This window comes from Pseudomonas sp. E1MeOHC2 (assembly GCF_058745025.1).
On the sequence record NZ_CP196675.1, the window covers coordinates 5,598,597 to 5,618,165 of the forward strand.

At 62.6% G+C, this 19,569-nt stretch carries 22 protein-coding genes; 13 read left to right on the forward strand and 9 right to left on the reverse strand.

What is annotated here, in order from left to right:
- Positions 1-4 precede the first annotated feature (4 nt).
- Positions 5-616 (reverse strand): FMN-dependent NADH-azoreductase, encoded by a 612-nt coding sequence (locus ACSSU5_RS25480; protein WP_264313068.1) that lies wholly within the window; start codon positions 614-616, stop codon positions 5-7.
- A 132-nt stretch (positions 617-748) separates the two neighbouring features.
- Here ACSSU5_RS25480 and ACSSU5_RS25485 point away from each other — a divergent pair, with 132 nt between their 5' ends.
- Together ACSSU5_RS25485 and ACSSU5_RS25490 are read left to right on the forward strand one after the other, a co-directional pair.
- Positions 749-1,651: a LysR substrate-binding domain-containing protein gene (locus ACSSU5_RS25485; protein ID WP_492560185.1), complete on the forward strand. Its 903-nt coding sequence runs from the start codon at positions 749-751 to the stop codon at positions 1,649-1,651.
- Positions 1,644-2,003, forward strand: coding sequence for an MmcQ/YjbR family DNA-binding protein (locus ACSSU5_RS25490; RefSeq protein WP_264313066.1), 360 nt, complete (start codon positions 1,644-1,646; stop codon positions 2,001-2,003). The genes ACSSU5_RS25485 and ACSSU5_RS25490 overlap by 8 nt, the downstream gene beginning before the upstream one ends.
- Before the next feature lie 8 nt (positions 2,004-2,011).
- Here the strand turns inward: ACSSU5_RS25490 and ACSSU5_RS25495 are convergent, their stop codons facing one another.
- Together ACSSU5_RS25495 and ACSSU5_RS25500 are read right to left on the reverse strand one after the other, a co-directional pair.
- Entirely contained in the window at positions 2,012-2,416 is a 405-nt protein-coding gene (locus ACSSU5_RS25495) for a DUF1294 domain-containing protein (protein WP_264313065.1), read from the reverse strand.
- Position 2,417: 1 nt separating this feature from the next.
- Positions 2,418-3,248 carry an undecaprenyl-diphosphate phosphatase gene (locus ACSSU5_RS25500; protein ID WP_492560186.1) on the reverse strand — a complete coding sequence of 277 codons (831 nt, stop codon included), beginning with the start codon at positions 3,246-3,248 and terminating at the stop codon, positions 2,418-2,420.
- Positions 3,249-3,546: 298 nt separating this feature from the next.
- Here ACSSU5_RS25500 and mcpP point away from each other — a divergent pair, with 298 nt between their 5' ends.
- The 11 genes from mcpP to ACSSU5_RS25555 all read left to right on the forward strand — a co-directional run bounded on the left by mcpP (position 3,547) and on the right by ACSSU5_RS25555 (position 15,120).
- Complete coding sequence (gene mcpP / locus ACSSU5_RS25505) at positions 3,547-5,181, forward strand: methyl-accepting chemotaxis protein McpP (RefSeq protein WP_492560187.1); 1,635 nt, start codon at positions 3,547-3,549, stop codon at positions 5,179-5,181.
- Between the two features lie 114 nt (positions 5,182-5,295).
- Positions 5,296-5,862: a nicotinamide riboside transporter PnuC gene (pnuC, locus tag ACSSU5_RS25510; protein ID WP_264313062.1), complete on the forward strand. Its 567-nt coding sequence runs from the start codon at positions 5,296-5,298 to the stop codon at positions 5,860-5,862.
- Positions 5,859-6,410 (forward strand): AAA family ATPase, encoded by a 552-nt coding sequence (locus ACSSU5_RS25515; RefSeq protein ID WP_264313061.1) that lies wholly within the window; start codon positions 5,859-5,861, stop codon positions 6,408-6,410. Before pnuC ends, ACSSU5_RS25515 begins: the two co-directional genes overlap by 4 nt.
- A gap of 298 nt (positions 6,411-6,708) precedes the next feature.
- On the forward strand, positions 6,709-7,146 hold the full coding sequence (fapA, locus tag ACSSU5_RS25520) for a functional amyloid chaperone FapA (protein WP_264313060.1): 438 nt from the start codon (positions 6,709-6,711) through the stop codon (positions 7,144-7,146).
- 1 nt (position 7,147) lies between these two features.
- On the forward strand, positions 7,148-7,720 hold the full coding sequence (gene fapB, locus ACSSU5_RS25525) for a fibril amyloid subunit FapB (RefSeq protein ID WP_492560188.1): 573 nt from the start codon (positions 7,148-7,150) through the stop codon (positions 7,718-7,720).
- A 51-nt stretch (positions 7,721-7,771) separates the two neighbouring features.
- The gene (gene fapC / locus ACSSU5_RS25530) at positions 7,772-9,079 is read left to right on the forward strand and encodes an amyloid-like fimbrin subunit FapC (protein ID WP_264313058.1); all 1,308 of its coding nucleotides are present in this window, start codon (positions 7,772-7,774) and stop codon (positions 9,077-9,079) included.
- Between the two features lie 64 nt (positions 9,080-9,143).
- The gene (gene fapD / locus ACSSU5_RS25535) at positions 9,144-9,824 is read left to right on the forward strand and encodes a fibril amyloid maturation endopeptidase FapD (RefSeq protein ID WP_264313057.1); all 681 of its coding nucleotides are present in this window, start codon (positions 9,144-9,146) and stop codon (positions 9,822-9,824) included.
- 45 nt (positions 9,825-9,869) lie between these two features.
- Positions 9,870-10,628 carry a fibril amyloid subunit FapE gene (gene fapE / locus ACSSU5_RS25540; RefSeq protein WP_264313056.1) on the forward strand — a complete coding sequence of 253 codons (759 nt, stop codon included), beginning with the start codon at positions 9,870-9,872 and terminating at the stop codon, positions 10,626-10,628.
- 46 nt (positions 10,629-10,674) lie between these two features.
- On the forward strand, positions 10,675-11,955 hold the full coding sequence (gene fapF, locus ACSSU5_RS25545) for a fibril amyloid transporter FapF (protein ID WP_264313055.1): 1,281 nt from the start codon (positions 10,675-10,677) through the stop codon (positions 11,953-11,955).
- A gap of 138 nt (positions 11,956-12,093) precedes the next feature.
- Positions 12,094-14,295 carry an LTA synthase family protein gene (locus ACSSU5_RS25550; protein ID WP_492560189.1) on the forward strand — a complete coding sequence of 734 codons (2,202 nt, stop codon included), beginning with the start codon at positions 12,094-12,096 and terminating at the stop codon, positions 14,293-14,295.
- Positions 14,296-14,391: 96 nt separating this feature from the next.
- Positions 14,392-15,120, forward strand: coding sequence for a DUF899 domain-containing protein (locus ACSSU5_RS25555; protein ID WP_492560190.1), 729 nt, complete (start codon positions 14,392-14,394; stop codon positions 15,118-15,120).
- Positions 15,121-15,167: 47 nt separating this feature from the next.
- On the opposite strand, the gene ureG is transcribed toward ACSSU5_RS25555, so the two are convergent.
- The 6 genes from ureG to ACSSU5_RS25585 are packed head-to-tail and all read right to left on the reverse strand — an operon-like array spanning position 15,168 to position 19,560.
- Entirely contained in the window at positions 15,168-15,791 is a 624-nt protein-coding gene (gene ureG / locus ACSSU5_RS25560) for an urease accessory protein UreG (RefSeq protein ID WP_010953755.1), read from the reverse strand.
- Between the two features lie 11 nt (positions 15,792-15,802).
- Entirely contained in the window at positions 15,803-16,477 is a 675-nt protein-coding gene (locus ACSSU5_RS25565; protein WP_264313052.1) for an urease accessory protein UreF, read from the reverse strand.
- Positions 16,477-17,022: a HupE/UreJ family protein gene (locus tag ACSSU5_RS25570; RefSeq protein ID WP_492560191.1), complete on the reverse strand. Its 546-nt coding sequence runs from the start codon at positions 17,020-17,022 to the stop codon at positions 16,477-16,479. Before ACSSU5_RS25570 ends, ACSSU5_RS25565 begins: the two co-directional genes overlap by 1 nt.
- A gap of 18 nt (positions 17,023-17,040) precedes the next feature.
- On the reverse strand, positions 17,041-17,532 hold the full coding sequence (gene ureE, locus ACSSU5_RS25575; protein ID WP_492560192.1) for an urease accessory protein UreE: 492 nt from the start codon (positions 17,530-17,532) through the stop codon (positions 17,041-17,043).
- 10 nt (positions 17,533-17,542) lie between these two features.
- Positions 17,543-19,246 (reverse strand): urease subunit alpha, encoded by a 1,704-nt coding sequence (gene ureC / locus ACSSU5_RS25580; RefSeq protein WP_492560193.1) that lies wholly within the window; start codon positions 19,244-19,246, stop codon positions 17,543-17,545.
- The gene (locus ACSSU5_RS25585) at positions 19,243-19,560 is read right to left on the reverse strand and encodes an urease subunit beta (RefSeq protein WP_264313918.1); all 318 of its coding nucleotides are present in this window, start codon (positions 19,558-19,560) and stop codon (positions 19,243-19,245) included. Before ACSSU5_RS25585 ends, ureC begins: the two co-directional genes overlap by 4 nt.
- Between the last annotated feature and the right edge of the window lie 9 nt (positions 19,561-19,569).

Below are 19,569 nucleotides of genomic sequence, written 5' to 3' on the forward strand. Positions count from 1 at the left end.
GCAATCAGGCAGCGGCAAACAGCTCGTTGGCGATCTGTGCCTGTGCGGCGTCGATGGCCTGGCTGCGGTGCTCTGGGCCGTAAGCCAGGCCGTGAGCGCGAACGATTTCCAGGTCGGTGACACCGATGAAGCCCAGGAACACCTTGAGGAAGTCCTCATGGCCGGCACCGGTCGGTTGGCCAACGTGCAGGCCACCGGCGGTGGATACCAGGATCACCTTCTTGTCGCCGCACAGGCCTTCAGGGCCGGCTTCGGTGTAGCGGAAGGTCTTGCCAGCGACGGCAACGCGGTCAATCCAGGCCTTGAGCTGGGTCGGCACGGTGAAGTTGTACATCGGCGCACCGATCACCACGGCGTCGGCGGCGAGGAATTCTTCCAAGGTTTCGGCGCTCAGCTTGGCTTCGAAGGCCTGGGCCGCGTCGCGCATGTCTTCGGGGGTACCGGCGGCTACCAGGGTGGCAGCAGAGAAGTGCGCGATGGCGTCGGCAGCCAGGTCACGGTAAACCACTTCCAGGCTCGGCTCGGTGGCTTTCCAGGCTTCGACCACTTCGCGGCTCAGTTGGCGGGAGGCGGAATTGTCGCCCAGGATGCTCGAATCGATATGCAACAGTTTCATGGGACTCTCCTGTAATGAAGACCGCAGCGGTGGGCGATCACGATGGGGAGAATCCTACCGGGATGACGAATAGCTGATAAGCAGGCAAAAATGCGTTAGTTTGTCCCACTGATGGAACAGTGAGACATTCCCATGCAAGACCTTAACGACCTCTTCTATTTTGCCCGCGTCGTCGAAGCCGGCGGATTCGCCGCTGCCGGGCGCCTACTGGGCATCCCCAAATCCCGCCTGTCACGGCGTATCGCCGAGCTCGAAGAGCGCCTGGGAACCCGCCTGTTGCAACGCACCACGCGGCAACTGAAGCTGACCGCCGTGGGCGAGCGCTACCTGCACCATTGCCAGGCCATGCTGCTGGAGGCGGAAGCCGCCGATGAGGCTGTGGCCAGCATGAGCAGTGAGCCGCGCGGGCGGTTGCGGGTATCCTGCCCGGTGGCACTGGCGCATGCCTTCTTGCCAGACGTGATCACCCGTTTTCTCGCACAGTACCCGCTGGTGCAACTGGACATGGTGCTGCTCAACCGCCGAGTCGACCTGATTTCCGAGGGCATCGATGTTGCCCTGCGCGTGCGCGACCTCGGCGATGAAGACCCGGCCCTGGTCACACGTCGGCTGCGCCAGGCGCAGATGCAGCTGGTTGCCGCGCCGGGCTTTGCCGACCACATTCGCGAGCCAGGCGAACTGGCCTCGTTACCAGTGCTGGGCGCCGCGGAGGCTGACCGCCTGGTGCACTTCCGCCTGCTGGGGCCCGATGGCCGGCAACAGGAAATCGCCCTGGAGCCGCGCTTGGCCATCGATGATTTCGTGGTGCGCAATGCCGCAGTGCGCGCCGGCCTGGGTTTCACCGCGCTGCCTAGCATGTTCTGCGAAGAGGAGCTGGAACGCGGCGAGCTGGTACGGCTGCTGCCGGACTGGTCATTGCCGGGTGGGTATCTGCAAGCGGTGTACCCCCACCGGCGCGGTGTGTTGCCGGCAGTACGGGTATGGATTGATCATCTGGCGGCGTCATTCGAGGCCTGTGGGGAGCGCTATGTCTAAGCAGAAAATGACCGAAGCACAGGTGGCGGACTTCTGCCTGAACCTGCCAGGTGCGCGGGAAGACTATAAGTGGGGTGGCATCCGGGTGTTTTCGGTGGCGGGCAACAAGATGTTCGCGGTGCTCGACCTGGCGGGTGCAGGGTTATCGTTCAAGGTCGCCGATGAGCTGTTTCTGGGTTACTGCGACCGCCCTGGCGTGCGGCCTGCGCCGTATCTGGCGCGGGCCCGGTGGATCAGCATGGCGCCCCCTTACCCGATGGGTCGCGATGAACTGTGCGACCTGCTGCAGCGCTCGCACCAGTTGGTGGTGCGAAAGCTGCCGAAGCGGTTGCAGGTGGGCTTGTTGACCTGATCGTTGTGTCAGATCACGGACAGCAGGTGGCGTCCCAGAAACAGGTAATCAGCCCAGAACACCTGGTGCAGCAGCACAATCCCCCAGAACACCAGCTGATACGACACCTTGCGCGTCTTGTGCCGAAACAGCTGCTGGGCAACCAGGGCACCGGGCCAGCCGCCACACAGCTCGCTGGCATGCAGCACTTTCTCAGGCGTGCGCCAGGCCTGGGTGCGTGCCTGCTGCTTATCCTGCCAGTACAACAGCAGGCTGATCAGGCTCACCGCCGGGTAGAGCGCCAACGGCAACCAGGACTGGTCGTTCCAGGCCATCTGCGCGGCGCCCAAGCCCGGTAGCAGGCACAGCACGCCCAACACCAGCAGTTTCAGGCGCACATTGCGTACGCCCTCCTCGCTTTGCGCTTTAGCCATGTCAGCCGTTCGCCGTCGACCAGTCGACCCAGCCGAACTGCCAGGTCGCCAGAATCAGCAGGCCAAAGGCAATCCGGTACCAGGCGAACACCGCGTAGCTGTGGTTGGCAATGAACTTGAGCAACGCACGCACGGCGATCATGGCGAAGATGAACGAAGTCACAAAGCCGACGGCGAACACCGGCAAGTCGCTTGGCTGGAACAGGTCACGGTACTTGTAGCCCGAGTACACCGCCGCGCCGACCATGGTCGGCATCGCCAGGAAGAACGAGAACTCGGTGGCCGCCTTGCGCGACAGGCCGAACAGCAGGCCGCCGATGATGGTCGAGCCGGAGCGCGAGGTGCCCGGGATCATGGCCAGGCATTGGACAAAGCCGATTTTCAGGGCATGGCTCCAGCGCATCTCGTCAACATGGTCGACTTCCACGCGGTGCTCGCGGCGCTCTGCCCAGAGCATGATCACCCCCCCCACTACCAATGCCGCAGCCACGGTGATCGGGTTGAACAGGTAGTGGTGGATCAAGTCGGCGAACAGCACGCCCAGCACCACCGCCGGCATGAATGCCAACAGCAGGTTGCCGGTGAAGCGCCGCGCCGCAGGCTGGCTGGTAAGGCCGAAGACCACGTCGAAAATTTTGCGGCGAAACTCCCACACCACCGCCAGGATCGCGGCAAGCTGGATGATGATGTTGAACGCGATGGCCCGTTCGCCATCAAAGCCGATCAGGTCGGCCACGATGATCTGGTGGCCGGTACTGGAGATCGGCAAGAATTCCGTCAGCCCTTCGACCACGCCTAAGATGATTGCCTGGAAGGCAGTCCAAAAATCCATCATTCCCCCGATGGAGCGCTGCTGCTTGCAGGCCCCTTGTTCTTGATTTGCTTGAAGTTACCGCACGCGGCCCGGCTGTTTTACAGCGACTGTTGGGCGCAATGCCAGTGGAAAAGTTCACGCCGCCTAAAGGTTTCATCTTGCGCGGCCGAAATCCTATCAGAGCCGCTTTGCAATGGCTTGCGCCGGCTGCTGCAGAGTACGACTAGACTAGCACTTAGCCATTAGTCGAGTGGGGCCCTGTCGCAAAGCATGCTTGGATGCACCTGAATAACAAGAACAAGGCGGGAGTGCCTGGATGAAAACCCTGAGATCGATGTCGATCAGCCGCCGTCTGTGGCTGATCCTGCTGGTGGCAGTCGCGATGCTGGTGGTTCTGGGCCTGCTGATGCTGCGCCAGATCCACGGCGACCTGTACCAGGCCAAGGCGGAAAAAACCCGCCATGTGGTGCAGACCGCCGCCGGAGTACTGGCCTATTACCAGGGCCTGGAGGCTGCCGGCACGCTGAGCCGCGATGCCGCCCAGCAACAGGCGCTGCAGGTGGTGCGCGCGCTGCGTTACGACCACGACGACTACTTCTGGATCAACGACCTGGGGCCGAAGATGATCATGCATCCGGCCAACCCCAAGCTCGACGGCCAGGACCTGTCAGCCATCCGCGACCCCGACGGCTTTGCCGTGTTCAACGAAATGGTCAGCCTCGCCCGCAGCCAGGGCGCTGGGCCGGTCAACTATCGCTGGCCCAAACCCGGTGCCAGCGAACCGGTGGCCAAGACCTCTTATATACAGCTGTTCAAGCCGTGGGGCTGGGTCATCGGCTCAGGTGTGTACATCGATGATGTGCAAGCCGAATTTGCCCGGCAGTTGCGCGACGCCTCGCTGGTTGGCCTGGGCATCGCCCTGCTGATGGCCCTGGTGGTCATGCTGATTGCCCGCAGTATCGCCCGCCCCTTGCAGGAGGCCGTGCAGGCCATGGGGAACATCGCCAGCGGCGAAAGCGACCTGACCCGGCGTCTGGACACCCACGGCCGCGATGAAATCACCCACCTGGGCGAGCACTTCAACCGCTTCAACGGCAAGCTCCAAGGGGTGGTCGGCCAACTGCAGGGCGCCGCCCACGACCTGGCCCGGTCCGCCGGGCATGTCGGCGACAACGCCGGCGCCGCACAGCAGCACAGCGCCCAGCAGTCGCAGCAGATGGACCAGGTCGCCACCGCCGTCAACGAAGTGACCTATGCCGTACAGGACGTGGCCAAGACTGCCGAGCAGGCGGCGGGGGAAATGCGCGCGGCACAAGAACAGGTGCAGCATGGCCAACAGGCCATTCACGGCAGCCTCGAACAGATCGATCGCCTGTCACTGACCATCGACCAGGCAGTCCAGGTGATTCGTGACCTGGCCGGGCACAGCACGCGCATTGGTGGCGTGCTCGACGTGATCCGCTCCATTGCCGAGCAGACCAATTTGCTCGCCCTCAACGCGGCAATCGAAGCAGCCCGCGCCGGCGAGCAAGGCCGTGGCTTTGCCGTGGTCGCCGACGAGGTACGCCTGTTGGCCCAGCGCACCGCCCAGTCCACGGCCGAGATCCACACCATGATCGAGCACCTGCAAGGCCAGTCGGATGCGGCAGTGCGGGCGATCGACACCAGCAGCGAGGCCTCGCGCCAGACCGTCGAGCAGGCCCGCGAGGCCGGCGCCAGCCTGGATGCCATCAGCCAGGCGCTGCACAACCTCACGGCGCTCAATGCGTCCATCGCCAGTGCTACCTTGCAACAGTCGCATGTGGTCGAAGAGATCAACCGCAATGTGCTGGACACCGCAGGCTTGTCCCAGCAGACCGCCGAGGCAGCGCGCCAGTCGAGTGATGCAGGGGTGGCACTGGGCCGGTTGAGCGAAGAGCTGGAGCAACTGTTGCGCCAGTTCCGGGTGTAATCCCCTGTAGGAGCGGCCTTTCGCGACGCAAGGCCGCTCCTACACCCGTACTACTCCTTCGATTATCGACAAGCTACAATCGCGCCCCTCTTCTCGCCTCTCCAAGGATCGCCGATGTCCGGCCTTGAACTCATCGCCGCCGTACTCGGCGTCACCGCTGTCTGGCTCACCGTCAAGCAGAACGCCTGGTGCTGGCCGATCGGGCTGGTCATGGTATCGATTTATGGCTGGCTGTTCTTCGAGGTGAAGCTGTACTCGGGCATGTTGCTGCAAGTGGCCTACGCCCTGTTGCAGTTGTATGGCTGGTGGCAATGGAAGCGCCCAGGCCGTGCGCACGATGCCCGTCAGGTGACACGCCTGCAAGCACGCGCGCTGTGCACCGGACTCGCACTGGGCGCACTGCTCAGCCTGACCCTGGGTGCGGCCATGGCCAACTGGACCGATGCCGCCCTGCCCTGGCTGGACGCCACCCTGACCGGCTTCAGCCTGGTCGCGCAACTATGGATGGCACAGAAGCGCCTGCAATGCTGGCCGTTGTGGTTTGTGGTGGACATCGTCTATGTCGGCCAGTACCTGCATCAGCAGCTGTATTTCACCGCCGGCTTCTTTGCAGTCCTCACCCTGATCGCGGTGCGCGGCTGGTTGGAATGGCGCCGTGACCCCGCGCTGGTGCACGCATGAAGGTGCTGGTGCTGTGCGGGCCGGAATCCAGCGGCAAGAGCTGGCTCAGCGGTGTGCTGCAGGCGCACTTCGGTGGGGTGGTGGTCGCCGAATACGTGCGTCATTTCATTGATCAGGAAGGCCGCGATACGTGTTACGCCGACATCCCAACCATCGCCCGCGGCCAGCTTGAGTGGGAAGACCGCGCTCGCGCGCAAGCGCCTGAGCTGTTGATCCTCGACACTCACCTGCTCAGCAACATGCTGTGGAGTCGCGCCCTGTTCGACGACTGCCCCGCCTGGCTGGAACAGGCTTTGCTTGCCCGGCACTACGACCTGCATCTATTACTGAGCCCGCAAGACGTGGACTGGGTTGCCGATGGCCAGCGTTGCCACCCTGATATCAGCGATAGACAGCGCTTTTTCGACGACAGCCTGCGCTGGTTGCAGCGGCACCAGCAAAGGGTTCAGGTGATTAATGGCAATTGGCCGCAACGCCAGTTGCAGGCGCTGCAAACAGTCGCTACGCTGCTTGATAGCGATACGCCAGCCTGCCCGACTGAGTGTTAATTCACTGACACACTCAGGTGGGTGATAGCCCCCGCAAATGCGGGGGTTCCCCCCATTTCGGGGGCAGTGTCAAGTCAGTGAAACACCCTTGCAAAAAACCCTCCAGGCTGGGCCCACACAGGCTTCGGCCCCTCAGCGCTCGATGATCTGTATCAGCCTTGATACAGAAAACGCGGCACACGGCCAGTGCATTCGCATAACCATTTGATTTAAAAACAAAAGCCAAACACGGCACAGCTTCTGCTCTCTTCTTCGCATCGCTGAATCGGACCAGCACGCCAAAGAAGGAATTGCCGTCGTGGGGATACTTGATAAACGCGTCTATCGCCTCTTGCTACTCGGTTGCGTTCTAGGGTCAGGGCTGACCCAGCCTGTTCAGGCCGAAAACGGCATCATCATCATTACCCGCGATGTGCAGACGCGCAACGCGACCATCCCGCCGATGATTCCCGACCCAAGCCCGACCACCGTCAATGCCAACCCCTCCGCGCAGATCCTCAGGCAGACCCATGAATTGAGCGATGGTGACTTTGCCAGCATCAGCAGCGGTGCCGGCATCAGCGCCCTGGTCAATCAGCAGACCAACAACCTGGGCGGCAATCTGACCCATCAGACGCAGCTGCCCAACCTCGCCGGTGGACGTGGTTCAGGTTCAGGCAACGGCATCTCCAACATGGTCAACTCAAGCGTCCAGCGCGGCCTGGCCCCACTGCAAATCCTGACCGGAGGCAAGTGAGATGAGGCACACCCTGCTGCTTTTGGCCACGCTCTGCAGTGCGCCAGCCTTCGCTCAATCCCCCGTGATCAACAACGCCGACATCGACAGCTCGGGCAGCCGTTACCAGGGCAACCTCACGGTCAACCAGGCGGCCGGCGACCTGCAGCAGCAAGCCAACGCCCGGGCCATCGCCGTGGGCCATGAGGCCAGCGCCACCACACAGATACGCCAACGGCTCGGCACCCCTGTCGACCGCGCCATGGATGCCACCTCCAGCATCCAGGGTAACGCTTTCAGCCAAGGCAGCGGCGCTCTGGGGGTCAACCAGAGCGCGGGTGCCGGCACCCAGCAAGCCAACGCACTGCGCATCAGCCTCAGTACTCAACCGCAAAGCATCGACGACAGCGTCCTCATGCAACAGAACGTGGCGCTGCTCAACAACTCCGATCCAACTGACGCTGCACCCGGCCATCGCCAGGTCACCACCAGTGACCAGGCATTCACCGGTAGCCGTGGGGTGATTCAGTTGAATCAGAGTGCCGGGGTGGGAAACCGAATGGCCAACACCTTGAGCATACGGGTCGCGGATTGACCCAAACAGTTAAGAACAACACTTAACCTAAATAAAGTACGGAGAATCACCATGAAACCCTCGATGGCAATAAAGCCTCTGGTTTTCGCAATTGCTGCGGTCATGGCTGTTGCTGTACAAGCTGGGCAAAACGATCGGCGCAATGACCATCACAATGGCCACCATAACAACGGTCATCACACGCCTCCACCCACCAAGATCCCTGTGTATGCAACGGCCAATGCCCTCGATAGCCAGAGCAGCACCGACAACACCATCACCAACCAAGGCACCATCAATGAAGCCGAAATGAGCAGCTCGGCGACCGGTGCCAGCGGCAACGTTGGGGTCAACGTGGCAGCCGGTAATGGCAACCAACAGGACAACGCTGCAGCCATTGCCAACGCATCTTCCGAGTCGAGCCTGGATAACAGCTTCGTGTTCGGGACTGCCGAAGCAACTGCCGATGTCCGCCAGTTCAGCGATGGCAACCGGGTGGACAACTGGTCTACCCAATCCTCTGCGGTGATGAGCGGTTCGGGTGATGGCGCCTCCGGCAACGTCGGCGTCAACATTGCGGGCGGCGACCTCAACCAACAGAAAAACACCATGGCGATCGCCAACACCAATGCGCCATTGGGCAACGCCACCGCCACCGCCTCTGCCGAGCAGAACGGCCCAGGCCTGATCGTGAACAACAGCGCCGACCGCACCTACCGTGTGGATACGCTGACGTTTACCACTACGGCCAGCGGTAACGCCTCTCGCGAAAAAAATTCGAACCTGAGCGTCGACAAGAGCTCTTCTTCGAGCTTCAACGTCAGCGGCTCTAACAGCTGGGATGCCAGCGGCTCAAAAAGCGCCAACGCCAGCGGATCTCGTAGCAAGGATTCGAGCTCGAGCTACACCGCTTCTCTGACCGCAACCCTGGACGCTGCGGCTAATGCTTCGCACACCGTCACCACTGATGATGGCCGTCGTGAGCGCACTCGCAGTGAAACTGTCGATGCTTCGCTCAACGCTTCGCTCGACGCAACCATCGACAAATCGCACGAGAAATCGTCCAGCTCTTCGTTCGAGAAGTCCTATGACTCTTCGTTCGAAAAAGCCTTCGACTCCTCGTTCGAAAAATCGGGCAGCAAATCCAAGGAATCGTCCAAAGATGTCGTGAAAAGCTACAGCGAAAGCAGCTCTTACGACCTCAGCAACACGGTTTCCTTCCAAGTGCTGACCCCAACCGGCTGGGCCAACCCTGTGACCAACACTGCAACCCTGAGCGGTTCGGTGAACGGTGGCAGCGGCAACCTGGGCGTCAACGTGGCTGCCGGTGTGGGCAACCAGCAAAGCAACTCGCTGGCCATCTCCAACACCTCGTTCTAACGGCTGTAACCTGGAGGCCCCCTGCGGGGGGCCTTTTTCAACCAGAACAAGAAGGCACCCGATCATGCGTATTTTCGCCTTGGCGTTTTTGCTGTGCCTGGCCAGCGTGAGCGAAGCTGCACAAATGCCACTGTCCGTGCTGCCGGGCGGCGCGGTGGTGTTCAAACCCATCCAGAGCGTACGCGAGCGCAAGTTCGCCGACCTGGTGCAACAGAAAACCGACTTCAGCTGTGGCGCAGCCTCGCTGGCAACCATCCTGCGTCAAGCCTACTGGCTGGACGTGGACGAACAACAGATCATCGAAGGCATGCTGGCGCACGCGGACCAGGACCTGGTACGCACCCAAGGCTTCTCCATGCTCGACATGAAACGCTACGTAGAAAGCCTGGGGATGCGCGCCCGTGGCTACCGGGTGGCGCCGGATACCTTGAACAGCATCCGCATTCCGGTCGTGGTCCTGATGGACATCCGTGGCTACAAGCATTTCGTGGTCATGCAAAAGGTCGACAAAGGCTGGGTGTATATCGGTGACCCGGTACTGGGCCACAAGCGCTTCAAGGTCGAGGACTTTCTCAAAGGCTGGAACGGCATCATCTTCGCCGTGATCGGCCAGGGTTATGACAAGAACAACGCCTTGCTCGACCCGCCTCTGCCACTGACTGCCAAGGGCCGCGTCAACAATTTCGCCCCGGTGCAGGATGCAGAGCTGATGGACTTCGGCTTCATTAAAAGTGACTTTTTCTAACGACTCTTCTAACGATTTGGGAGCACGACGCTCCGGGAGCATCCAATGAAGACTCCATTCTGGCTAGCCGTGGCATGCCTGGCCGCCAGCCTGCCAACCCATGCAGAGACGTTCAAGCCCATCGAGCTGAAGGATCAAGAGTTGGCGAACCTGCGCGGTCGTTATGTGATGCCGGGACGGATCGTGAGCTTTGGCATCGTCATGACCAGCACCTGGCAAAATGCCAAGGGTGACGTGATCGGGGCGTCTTCCACGCTGCAAGTGCAGCAGAACACCGTCAAACCACAGTTCTATGTGTCGATGATTGACGAAAAAGGCACGGGCGCCGCGCAATCGCAAAGCGCCAGCAGCGTGGCCGGCACCGGGACGGTCACCGGCGGTAGCGGGCTCAGCAGCACCGAGGGCGTGACCCAGGTTGTGCGCGCAGCAGGTGACAACAATACCGCCTACAACAATGTCGATATCAACGTCACCAAGGCCAACCAGGCGCCAGCAGCGCAGCCGCAGGGCCAGGCCCTGACCGCAGGCTCGACCTTGGTCGGCGAAAACGGCGCGGGCGCGTTGAGCGTTTCGTCGACCGGCGTGGGTGTGCAGCTCAACATCACGGCCGCCAACAACCAGGGCAGTACCGTGCAACGCCTGGCCCAGGGGGGCCTGATGCAGAACGCAACGTTGCTCGGCAATGGCAACCAGGTCAGCAACCTCACTTCCCTCAATGTTGTCATGCGTGAAAACGTGCCTACGGCCGCATCGCTGAACGGTAGCCTCGACCAGCTCAAAGGTCTTCGCACTCTCGGATACTGATCTACGCTCAGTCTCATCAAAAGTAGTCGGAAGGGACGGCAAATCCATGCACCGATCGTTAACGTTCAGAGCTTTTGTCTGTTTGACTACCTTGGCCCCAGCCACATCCCTCTATGCAGCTGTCGACCCGCAGGTCGAAGCACTCAAACAAGAACTGATGGCGTTGAAACAGCGCTATGAGGCACAGCAACAAGCCTTGATGGTGCTTGAACAACGCGTTCGCCAGGTCGAGGAGACACCTGCGGCGCCTGCTCCCAAACGCCTCACCAGGTCCCCGGCCGAAACGGTCCAGGGCGGCCAGACCGTCGCTGCAGGGGCGCCAGGCACCACCGGCAGCTCCTATGGCCAATCGCTCAAGGACGGCTCAGAGCCCGCGCAAAGCGTGTCCAACCTGTATGACGAGGCCAGCGGCTTTTTCGGCGGCGGCAAATTCAGTTTCGAAACCGGCGTCACCTACACCCACTACGACACCCGCGCACTGGTGCTCAATGGCTTCCTTGCGCTGGACTCGATATTCCTCGGCAACATCAATCTCGACCGTATCAAGGCGGACAACTGGACCCTGGACCTGACCGCCCGTTACAACCTGGCGCAACGCTGGCAGTTCGATATCAACGTCCCGGTGGTCTACCGCGAATCGACCTACTCATCGGGCGGTGCAGGCGGTGCGGCTCCGGTTACCACTGACGAAACCGTCACCCGTGACCCAGAAATCGGCGATATCAACGTGGGCGTCGCCTACAAATTCATGGATGAGTCGGAGAACTGGCCCGATGCGGTGGCGACACTGCGGATCAAGGCGCCAACCGGCAAGGACCCATATGGCATCAAGCTGCGCGAGGTACCGGGCAACGACAACTTGTCGGTGCCAGAAAGCCTGCCGACAGGCAACGGCGTGTGGGCGATCACGCCGGGCATCTCGCTGGTCAAGACCTTCGACCCCGCCGTGCTCTTCGGCAGCCTGTCCTACACCTACAACATGGAGGACTCGTTCAGCGACATCAGCCCCCAGGTCAACAGCAAAGTGCCGGGTGACGTGAAACTGGGTGATTCCTGGCAAATTGGCGCTGGTATCGCCTTTGCCTTGAACGAGAAGATGAGCATGTCGTTCTCCTTCTCCGACCAGTTCGCCCGCAAAAGCAAGATCAAGCCCGATGGCGGCGACTGGCAGTCGATCAGCAACAGCGACTACAACGCAGCCAACTTCAACATCGGCATGACCTTCGCGGCGAGCGACAACCTGACCATTGTCCCCAACCTTGCCATTGGTCTCACCGACGATGCGCCAGACTTCTCCTTCAGCCTCAAATTCCCTTACTACTTCTGACCCGTACCCTTCAGCCGGGCTTGCGCAAGCAAGCCCGGCTTTTGGTTACCAGCCTTGTAGCCGACCGCGTTCCCCGCCTCAGCCTGTTATCATTGCGCACAGATGCATGACGATTTAATGGCAAAAGGGAAGTTTTCTGTGAAGAACCTGTTCGACCACCCACGTACCCGGCTCGCCGCTTTGGCGGGCTTGGTGCTGGTGATCCCACTGGGTACGCGCGCCATGCTGGGTTGGTCCAACCCGCTCGGTTATCTGTCCGACCTCGCCCTCGGCAGCCTGCTGGTCTTGCTGCTGCACCGCCGGCCGTGGTGGCTGGCTTTACCGGTCTTGCTGGCCTGGGCCGCACTCTGGGTGGCCTCGGCCGAGCTGGTGAGCGCGGTGGGCAGGTTGCCCACCAGTGCCGACCTCGGCTACCTCGCCGACCCACAATTCATGGAGAATTCGACCGGCGGCGGCCTGGCCCACGGCTGGTTGCCCGGTGCCCTGGCGGTTGGCCTGCTGGCCTGGTTGCTCAGTGTCTGGCGCAGCCGCGGCCAACCTGCCTCTGCCCTGCCGCGCAAGGCCTGGGCGATCCCGCTGCTGCTGTTTGGCGTGCACTGGGGCAGCCAGCACCTGGCGCCCTCCGACGCCGACCAGTGGCGACAATACAACCTCTCCCATCAGCTGCTGTCTGCCGGTGTCGGCAACCTGCAACGCCAGGTGCAGGGCTGGTCGGGCCAGGAGCAAGTGATACCGCCGCTGTCCAGCAGCGGCCTGACGCAATCCGACCTGCACGGCCAGAAGCTGCTCAAGGCACCGGGCAGCGCCCGTAACCTGTTGGTCATCACCGTCGAAGGCATCCCAGGCGCCTACATTCGCCCCAACCGCCAGGCACTGCACAGCCGTTTCGACGAAGACCTGATGCCAAAGCTCAGCCATTGGGCCGAACGTGGCATGAACACCCCGGACTACGTGCTGCATACCCACCAGACCATCCGTGGGCTGTACGCGATGCTCTGCGGCGACTACGACAAGCTGGCCAACGGCACCCCCAAGGGCGTCGAACTGCTGACCCAGAACGAACGCAACCAGGCCTGCCTGCCGGCGCAGTTGCGCCAGGCCGGTTTCACCACCCACTACCTGCAAGGTGCCGGCCTGCGCTTCATGGCCAAGGACCGCATCATGCCGCACATCGGTTTCGACTCGGTGCATGGCCTGGAATGGTTCCGCAACAAGAACTACCTGGACTTCCCGTGGGGCAAGGACGACCGCGCCTTCTTCGAAGGTGCCCTGGATTATGTCGGGCAGCTTCGCAAACAGGACAAACCCTGGATGCTGACCCTGCTCACCGTGGGCACCCACCAGCCCTATTCGGCACCGGCGGAGTACCTTGAGCGCTATGACACACCCAAGCAGGCGGCGGTAGCCTACCTGGACGACGCCATCGGCGCGTTTCTGGACAACCTCGAACGCCAGGGTGTGCTCAAGGACACCCTGGTGGTGGTAACCTCCGATGAGTCCCATGGCATCGACGGTGTACGCCTGGCGTCTTCCTGGGGCTTCAACCTCACCCTGGCGCCGGAGCAGGCGCAACTGCCGCACATCAAGCGTGGCACCTATGGCCATATCGACCTGACCACCTCCCTGCTCGACTACTTCGCCTTGCCGATCCCGGTCGCGCTCGGCGGTCGCTCGCTGTACCGCGATTACGACAGTGGCCGCGAGATGATCTCGTACACCAACGGTATGCTGCGCTACCACGACGGCCAGGGGGTGTTCACCGAATGCGATTTCCAGCAACGCTGCCGGCGTTATGCCAGCGAGGGGTTCATCGCCGACCAGGCACGCTACCTCGGCCCCGGTGCAAACATGCTCGGCCAGCAAATCGTCAGCCTCGCCGGTGTACTCGACCAGTCGCTGTTGCAGACGCCGCTGAACCTGCGCTACCAGTTCGGCGGCCCTTCGCCGATACAACTGCGCAAGCGCATTCACGATGACTGGGCCGACAACCTGATCGGCGCACAGTACCTGGAAATGCCCGAGGGTTCGCATACCCGGGTACGGGTCAAGGTGCGTTCACTGGATCCCCGGCGCGCGGCCTATATCAAGCTCAAGGCCAAGCAACTAGAGCAGGACGTACCGCTGGGGCTGCCTGAAGAGATCCGGGTGACTGCGGACCAACCGCTGGAGATGGAGTTCGGCTTCGATAACCCGACCGAGCGCAAGGCGTTTTCCTTCCATTTGCTGGGGTACGGCGGCGGTGCGGTCGAGGTCAGTGACTTCAGTGTGATTACCGCGTTGCCAGGGGATAACGAAGCGTCGGATGAGTTGGCCGAAGGGCATATTGCTCATTCGGGCTGACGGCAAGCCCACCGTTCATCGCTCGGCCATCGCTGCCTGTCGATCCGGCCGAGCCCTGCTCGACTAGTGCTGAATCCCTTAGGTGGAGTCAGCACCATGAGCACGCGTGAAAACAGGCATGAGGTGGTACCCCGCAGCCAGTGGCTGGCCGCACGCCGGCAACTGTGGCTGCATGAAAAAGCCTTTACCCATCAACGCGACGAACTGGCCGCAGCCCGTCGTGCCCTGCCCTGGGTCAAGGTTGAACACCCTTATCGCTTCCAAGGGCCGGAGGGCACGCTGAGCCTGGCCCAGCTGTTTGCCGGGCGCAGCCAGCTGCTGCTCTACCACTTCATGTTTGCCGAAGGTTGGAGCGAAGGGTGCCCGGGCTGTTCGTTCCTGGCCGACCATTTTGACGGCGCGAACCTGCACCTGGCACACCACGACGTGTCACTGGTGGCGGTATCACGGGCGCCGTACGCCGAGTTCCAGGCGTTTCGCCAACGCATGGGTTGGCAGTTCCCGTGGTACTCGTCCGCAGGCAGTGGGTTCAACGAAGACTTTGGCGTCAGCGTGGGCACCGAGGGCCTTCGGCAGTACAACTATGAACCCTATGAGGGCAACGAAAGCGAGCTGCCTGGGCTGAGTGCGTTCTATCGGGACGAAGACGGCAGCGTGTTCCACACCTACTCGACCTATGCCCGGGGGCTGGACATCCTGGTCAATACCTACAACTTCCTCGACATTGCGCCCTTGGGGCGTAACGAAGCCGGAACCATGGACTGGGTACGGCACCATGACCGTTATGAAGGGCAGCCCGGTAAAGCGCATTGCTGCCATGACTGAGAAGGTTTTGCCTGCCTTGGGGCTGCTCTATGCAGCCCCAGTTTTTTTTAACCCCGTACGCCAAGCATCCCGCGTTCGACGATAAAATCGATCACCGCCTGCAGCCCTTCGCCCTTCTTCAGGTTGCTGAACGTCCAGGGCCGCTGTGGGCGCATGCGCTGGGTATCGCGTTCCATCACCTCCAGCGACGCGCCGACATAAGGTGCCAGGTCGGTCTTGTTGATCACCAGGAAGTCGGACTTGGTAATGCCGGGCCCGCCCTTGCGCGGGATCTTTTCACCCTCGGCGACATCGATAACGTAGATGGTCAGGTCGGCCAGCTCCGGGCTGAAGGTGGCACTGAGGTTGTCGCCACCGCTCTCGACGAAAATCACTTCAAGGTTGCCAAACTTACGCGCCAGGGCTTCTACCGCCGCCAGGTTCATCGAGGCATCTTCGCGGATCGCCGTGTGCGGGCAGCCACCGGTCTCGACGCCGACAATGCGCTCGGGCTCAAGGGCGCCCGCTTCGGTGAGGATGCGCTGGTCTTCCTTGGTGTAGATATCGTTGGTCACCACAGCGATCTGGTAGTGGTCGCGCATGGCCTTGCACAGGGCTTCGAGCAGCGCGGTCTTGCCAGAGCCCACCGGGCCGCCGACACCGACGCGCAGGGGTTGTTGATAGCTTTGCATGAAGGCAGTCCTCAAGATCGGAACAAACGGGTGTATTGGGTTTCATGACGCGATGACGCGATGGCCAGCAAGGGCAGGCCACCACCAAGTTGGTCGTCGCCCAGGGCCAGTGCGTGGTCAAGTACGGCGGGCAGCGCCTGGCCAAGGTCACGCAGCAAGGTTTGCGCCGCCTGCTGGCCGAACGGCACCAGCTTGACCCCGGCCATGACCGCACCCTCAAGCCAGGCAAAACCAAGGCCCAGCGCCAGCTGACGCAACGGGATCGACCAGTAGGTGCCGAGCCAGGCCATGCCGCCCAACTGGCTAAGTTCGAGGCTGGCACGCCAGGCGGGGTCCTGCCCCAGCTGCCAGCCATCGAGCAGACGTGCCAGCGCCGCGCCACGCTGTTGTTCTTCCAGGCGCAACTCGGCGGTTTCGCGGTTGGCCAGCAGAAAGCGGCTCCAATGGCTGAAGGCTTCAGCATCTGCCGCCTGGCAGGCACGATACAGGCGCGCCAGCACCGGCCAATCGACCCCGCCCAGGGTGTCGTGCAACTGCTCGCGCTGCCAGGCGCTAAAGCTAGCGATATCCCGTACCCAGCCCGCTTCGACCGCCCACTCGAGGCCTTGCGAGTAGGTGAACCCACCTACGGGCAACCCGGGGCTGGCCAATTGCAGCAGGCGCAGCAGCGCCAGGTCGCTGTCCATCAACCGGCCAGTACCAGTGCGGCGCCGGCCAACAGGCCACCACCAAAGGCCTTTTGCAAGCCGCTGTGACGGCGCAGCAGGCAACCCACCGCGAACCCGGCCAGCAGCAGCAGGCCACTGACGGTTACAAAGCCCGCACTAAACTGCCAGAACGCGCTAGGCGTGGCCTCTACGCCATGCGCCCAACCGTGGAACAGGGCGAACACCGGCATCGCCAGTGCCAGCATCAACTGACGGCTGGGCAGCAATATGCCTGCGGCAGCCACCAGCAACGACACGGCGATCATCGTCTCCATGCCCAGCACATCGCCAAACAGATGGCCGCACACGGCGCCGGCAAACATCGCCGCCAGGGTCGCCAAGGGCAATGTCAGGTTACGTCGGGTCAGCGCAGCGAGCACGCCGGTACCCAGCAGCATCAGCAGGTGATCAAGGCCGGTCAGCGGGTGCAACAGGCCGTCCTGCAAGGGGTTGTTATCGTGGCCAGGGTGGGCGAAGGCCGGCAGGGCCAGCATCAGCAGAAACAGGGCGAAAGTCTTTTTCATCGGTTGCTCCAAGGCAGTTCAGGAATGGGCAGGCAGGCGCACGAACGGGTGGTCGTGGCCATGGCTGTGGCTATGCGGCGCGCTCTGGTAGGCGCCCGCCTCGGGCTCGAACGGTGCCTGTTCGGTGTCCACCGTCAGGCCCAGGCCACGCAGCATGTCGTCAAGCACGTAGTCATGCTGGTAGCGCAACAGGCCGGGCTCGATCTGCAGCGGCACATGGCGATTGCCCAGGTGGTAGGCCGCCCGCGCGAGCAAGTGCGGGTCAGCGCAGCGCACCGTCGAGACCGTCTCGGGCGCGGCCACTACACGGATGACCTGGCCGCCATCGGCATCGGCCAGCAGTTCACCGCCACGCAGCAGGTGGCCACGTGCGAGCATCAGGCCGGCGTCGCGGCCATCGTCGAGGGTTACCCGCAAACGGCTCTTGATGCGGCTGTCCACAGCCAGGGTGACGGTGCCGGTTTCGGCACACGAGCCGGGTTCGGTAACCCGGCGAGTCAGGACTATCATCTGTGCTCCTTCAGAACAGGAAGTAACGCTGGGCCAGCGGCAGTTCGCGGGCCGGTTCGCACACCAGCAGCTCGCCATCGGCACGTACCTGGTAGGTCTGCGCATCCACCTCGATGACAGGCTGCAAGGTGTTGTGGACCATGTCGGCTTTGCGCACTCGCCGACAGCCATGGGCCACGCCGATCAAGCTGCGCAGGTTCAGTTGCTCGGCCAGGCCGCGGTCCATGGCGGCCTGGGGCAGGAAGGTCATCCGCGTGGCATGCCGCGCTGCACCCAGGGCGCCGAACATCGGCCGGTAGTGCACCGGTTGTGGCGTGGGGATCGAGCCGTTGATATCGCCCATGGGTGCGGTGACGATCATCCCGCCCTTGATCACCAGCGCGGGCTTGACCGCAAAGAAGGCCGGTGCCCAAAGCACGAGGTCGGCCAGCTTACTCACCTCGACCGAGCCCACTTCGTGGGCGATACCGTGGGTCAGCGCCGGGTTGAGGGTGTATTTGGCGATGTAGCGCTTGACCCGGAAGTTGTCGCTGTAGCTGTTGTCCGGCGCCAGTGGCCCACGGCGCAGTTTCATCTGGTGGGCGACCTGCCAGGTACGCAGCACCACCTCTCCGACCCGGCCCATGGCCTGCGAGTCGGACGAGGTCATGGCGAAGGCGCCCATGTCGTGGAGGATGTCTTCGGCCGCGATGGTTTCGCGGCGGATGCGCGACTCGGCAAACGCCACGTCCTCGGCGATGCTCGGGTCCAGGTGGTGGCAGACCATGAGCATGTCCAGGTGCTCGTCGACCGTGTTGACGGTGTACGGCAAGGTCGGGTTGGTCGAGGACGGCAGCACGTTGGCCTGCCCTGCGGCGCGGATGATGTCCGGCGCATGGCCACCGCCCGCCCCCTCGGTATGGAAGGTATGGATGGTGCGGTCGCCGATGGCTGCCAGGGTGTCTTCGATGCAACCGGACTCATTGAGGGTGTCGGTGTGGATGGCCACCTGGATGTCCATTTCCTCGGCCACGCCCAGGCAGCAGTCGATGGCCGCCGGGGTCGAGCCCCAGTCCTCGTGCAGTTTCAGGCCCACGGCACCCGCCGTGATCTGCTCGCGCAAGGCCTCGGGGCGTGAAGCATTACCCTTGCCCAGCAGGCCGATGTTGATCGGCAGGCTGTCGGCGGCCTGGAGCATGCGCGCCAGGTACCATGGCCCAGGCGTGCAGGTGGTGGCGTTGGTGCCGGTGGCCGGCCCCGTGCCGCCGCCAATGAACGTGGTGACGCCGCTGGTGAGCGCTTCTTCCACCTGTTGCGGGCAGATGAAATGGATGTGCGAGTCGATACCGCCGGCGGTGACGATCTTGCCTTCTGCGGCGATCACTTCGGTGCCAGGGCCGACCGGCACCGTGACGCCAGGCTGCACGTCGGGGTTACCGGCCTTGCCAATCGCGGCAATACGCCCGTGCTTGACGCCGATGTCTGCCTTGACGATACCCCAGTGATCGATGATCAACGCATTGGTCAGTACCAGGTCCATGGCCTCGGCCGCCAGCATCTGGCCCTGCCCCATGCCGTCACGGATGACCTTGCCGCCGCCGAACTTGACCTCTTCGCCATACACCGTGAAGTCCTTCTCGACCGCCACCCACAGCGCGGTATCGGCCAGGCGCACGCGGTCACCAACGGTAGGGCCGAACATGTCGGCATAGGCCTGGCGGGAAATACGGCTCATGCCCTGCCCTCCAATGCGCCCATCACCTTGCCCTGGAAGCCATAGACTTCGCGCTTGCCGGCATAGGCCACCAGTTGCACGGTGCGTGCCTGGCCCGGTTCGAAGCGCACGGCGGTGCCGGCCGGAATGTCCAGCCGATAGCCCAAGGTGGGCGCACGGTCGAACACCAGTGCGTCGTTGACTTCGTAGAAGTGATAGTGCGAGCCGACCTGAACCGGACGGTCGCCGTGGTTGGCCACGCTGACGCTCACCGTCGTGCGGCCGCTGTTGAGTTCGATGTCGCCGGCGGCGACCTGGATTTCACCTGGGATCATGCGGGGCTC

Excerpts from the sequence above, each read along its gene's own strand:
- ACSSU5_RS25480 (WP_264313068.1), bottom strand. The coding sequence starts at position 616 with ATGAAACTGTTGCATATCGATTCGAGCATCCTGGGCGACAATTCCGCC.
- ACSSU5_RS25485 (WP_492560185.1), top strand. The coding sequence starts at position 749 with ATGCAAGACCTTAACGACCTCTTCTATTTTGCCCGCGTCGTCGAAGCC.
- ACSSU5_RS25490 (WP_264313066.1), top strand. The coding sequence starts at position 1,644 with ATGTCTAAGCAGAAAATGACCGAAGCACAGGTGGCGGACTTCTGCCTG.
- ACSSU5_RS25495 (WP_264313065.1), bottom strand. The coding sequence starts at position 2,416 with ATGGCTAAAGCGCAAAGCGAGGAGGGCGTACGCAATGTGCGCCTGAAA.
- ACSSU5_RS25500 (WP_492560186.1), bottom strand. The coding sequence starts at position 3,248 with ATGGATTTTTGGACTGCCTTCCAGGCAATCATCTTAGGCGTGGTCGAA.
- mcpP (WP_492560187.1), top strand. The coding sequence starts at position 3,547 with ATGAAAACCCTGAGATCGATGTCGATCAGCCGCCGTCTGTGGCTGATC.
- pnuC (WP_264313062.1), top strand. The coding sequence starts at position 5,296 with ATGTCCGGCCTTGAACTCATCGCCGCCGTACTCGGCGTCACCGCTGTC.
- ACSSU5_RS25515 (WP_264313061.1), top strand. The coding sequence starts at position 5,859 with ATGAAGGTGCTGGTGCTGTGCGGGCCGGAATCCAGCGGCAAGAGCTGG.
- fapB (WP_492560188.1), top strand. The coding sequence starts at position 7,148 with ATGAGGCACACCCTGCTGCTTTTGGCCACGCTCTGCAGTGCGCCAGCC.
- fapC (WP_264313058.1), top strand. The coding sequence starts at position 7,772 with ATGAAACCCTCGATGGCAATAAAGCCTCTGGTTTTCGCAATTGCTGCG.
- fapD (WP_264313057.1), top strand. The coding sequence starts at position 9,144 with ATGCGTATTTTCGCCTTGGCGTTTTTGCTGTGCCTGGCCAGCGTGAGC.
- fapE (WP_264313056.1), top strand. The coding sequence starts at position 9,870 with ATGAAGACTCCATTCTGGCTAGCCGTGGCATGCCTGGCCGCCAGCCTG.
- fapF (WP_264313055.1), top strand. The coding sequence starts at position 10,675 with ATGCACCGATCGTTAACGTTCAGAGCTTTTGTCTGTTTGACTACCTTG.
- ACSSU5_RS25555 (WP_492560190.1), top strand. The coding sequence starts at position 14,392 with ATGAGCACGCGTGAAAACAGGCATGAGGTGGTACCCCGCAGCCAGTGG.
- ureG (WP_010953755.1), bottom strand. The coding sequence starts at position 15,791 with ATGCAAAGCTATCAACAACCCCTGCGCGTCGGTGTCGGCGGCCCGGTG.
- ACSSU5_RS25565 (WP_264313052.1), bottom strand. The coding sequence starts at position 16,477 with ATGGACAGCGACCTGGCGCTGCTGCGCCTGCTGCAATTGGCCAGCCCC.
- ACSSU5_RS25570 (WP_492560191.1), bottom strand. The coding sequence starts at position 17,022 with ATGAAAAAGACTTTCGCCCTGTTTCTGCTGATGCTGGCCCTGCCGGCC.
- ureE (WP_492560192.1), bottom strand. The coding sequence starts at position 17,532 with ATGATAGTCCTGACTCGCCGGGTTACCGAACCCGGCTCGTGTGCCGAA.
- ureC (WP_492560193.1), bottom strand. The coding sequence starts at position 19,246 with ATGAGCCGTATTTCCCGCCAGGCCTATGCCGACATGTTCGGCCCTACC.
- ACSSU5_RS25585 (WP_264313918.1), bottom strand. The coding sequence starts at position 19,560 with ATGATCCCAGGTGAAATCCAGGTCGCCGCCGGCGACATCGAACTCAAC.